General features: G+C 67.0%; 2 protein-coding genes and 1 pseudogene. All 3 read left to right on the plus strand.

All coding sequences use genetic code 11. The features are described 5' to 3' along the window. Positions 1-455: 455 nt before the first annotated feature. The gene (locus tag ACWDO5_RS35620; RefSeq protein WP_450534667.1) at positions 456-770 is read left to right on the plus strand and encodes a hypothetical protein; all 315 of its coding nucleotides are present in this window, start codon (positions 456-458) and stop codon (positions 768-770) included. 402 nt (positions 771-1,172) lie between these two features. Continuing rightward, a complete protein-coding gene (locus ACWDO5_RS35625; protein ID WP_450534668.1) occupies positions 1,173-1,703 on the plus strand; it encodes a hypothetical protein in 531 nt (176 codons plus the stop codon). Continuing rightward, positions 1,703-2,310, plus strand: a pseudogene (locus ACWDO5_RS35630) (replication initiator); the annotation flags it as partial. The gene ACWDO5_RS35625 and the pseudogene ACWDO5_RS35630, both read left to right, overlap by 1 nt.

Here is a 2,310-nt window from a genome sequence, read left to right on the forward strand (position 1 = left end):
TGGCGTGTGACCAGTGCAAATCTTCAGAAGAAGCGACTCGTCTCAGCCCGAAGGGCACCGTGCGGCCCGAAAAGAGCAACGGCCAAAAGGCCGTGTGCGTTTTGGCATGTACAAGAAAGGCTCTGACCGGCATTCCTGCTGGTCAGAGCCCTGATCCGGAGTGCCCCCGGCAGGATTCGAACCTGCGCACACGGCTCCGGAGGCCCTTTGAGTCTCAGACAATGCAGCTGGTCAGGGCCGCGCAGGTGCTCGTTCGGCTGGGGTCCGGCCACAGATAGTCCATCAGGACGTGACCACCGCCTTAGGAGTTCGATCGCTCCTCGGCGCTGCCGGGGAGCCACCCGGTTACGCTGGCCATGCTAGACCGCCTGGGAGTGCTGACGTCTGGCGCCGTTGATGTCACTCGTGGATGTCAGAACGGTGCAACCGCGCGTGCTCGCTGACACGATGGTCCCGTGACTGGTCTGGAGCGCATCAATGCAGAGAGCGTGGCCTACTTCCGAGCACTCGACGAGAACGCCACCCTGCGGCACCACTTCCGCCACGCTGACGAGGAAGGCGGCCTTTGGTATATCGAGGCCGTACCCGACCGCGGCGAGTTGATCGCCATCAAGCAAGCCGAGCTGACTCCGGCCGGCCAACTCCACCGGTACAACTGGGAGCACCTGGAGGACGAGCACGGCTTCCTGACAGACCAAGCGATCGACCCTGAAGGGGATCCGTCGGAGGCCATCCCGGCCGAAGAGTTCCAGCGGTTGTGGACTCGATGAGCGGGCTGGACAACCACTTTAGGAGCGAGGTGGGGCGAGTTGGGGCCTGACCTGCGGAACGACGACATTGGCGTCTGCCGACTGGGGCCCCCGCCGGCAGCCGCAGTTCCCCGTGAGTCCCCGCCCCATCTGGCGCGGTTGTGGCACGGGGAACTTCTGATCCGTAGCTCTAGCTGGATAGGTCAGCGACGGTCATACCGGCCGCTTCGCGGCCCTGGAGGGGACGCTACCGGACGGGGGCGGTTGCTGTGGTTGCGGTATTGCGCTGCTGTACCCGCGGTGCGCGGTCAGCCCGCTCTCGTAACACGGGTCGCGAGGGCTAGACAACGCGATACCGGATCGCCACACTACGTGGACGATCATGCGCAGCTGTCGGCTGGATGACGATGGGGGGATGGCTCGATGGGGCGACTGGAGAGCGAGGAGTTGTCGCCGGAGCGCATACGCTACCGCTTGACGCGCCTCCAACGCTTGCTGCCTATGCTGCCCGGCTCCGTGATCATGACGGTCTTCCTTGTCTTGATCTGGTTGGACGGGGGGCCGGTTGGTCCTCCACTCGCGGTAGTCGTGCTGCCGTTCGTGCTGCTGATCGCCTCGCGGCCGTTCGGGGTCACTCTCACGCAGTCAGCGGCCGTCGTGCACAACCTGACCCGCCGGACCATCCCCTGGGCCAACGTGCAGGCCATACAGATCGAGTCCTACCTCGGAATCCGAACCGTCGTGATCTACGAAGCGGGCGGCCGCCGTACACGCCTACGGGCGCCGATCACCGGGTTCCTCAGCTGGGATCACACCTTCGGCGAGAAGTTCCACACCATCGGCGGATGGTGGCTGGATCACCGCGGTCCGGATTGGGCTCCTGTGGCACCGCCGGAGGCATCGTGGGGTGACCCACCGGCACCTGGCGGGAATCCTTTCGCCCCTCCCGCGTAGTCGGCAGATTAGGCGGCTGCGCCGACCCGATCCACCTGACCGGCTGGACGCTCGCCAAAGACCGCGTGAGCGGCGAGACGCTGCGCCGCTACTCGACCGACACCGAACCGGACGGACGGCTCCGCGTGGCCTGCGGCAACCGCCGCGCCTCCCGCTGCCCGTCCTGCGCCTACACCTACGCCGGGGACACCTACCACCTGATCCGCGCCGGGCTCGCCGGAGACGAGTCCAAGGACATCCCGGCCACCGTCCGCGACCACCCCCGCGTCTTCGCCACCCTCACCGCACCCTCGTTCGGCCCGGTGCACAACCGGCCCGACCGCGGCTCCTGCCGCTGCGGCACCCGACACCCCGAGGATCACCCCGCCCTCGGCACCGCCCTCGACCCGGACACCTACGACTACGCAGGGACGGTCCTCTTCAACAACCACGCCGGGCAACTGTGGCAGCGCTTCACCACCCGGCTGCGCCGCGAGCTAGCAGCCCGCGCCGGACTCACCCAACGCGCCCTGGCCGACCAACTGCGCGTCTCCTACGGCAAGGTCGCCGAGTTCCAGAAGCGCGGGGCGATCCACTTCCACGCCGTGATCCGCCTCGACGGACCGGA

The sequence above is a fragment of the Streptomyces sp. NPDC000880 genome (assembly GCF_053599675.1).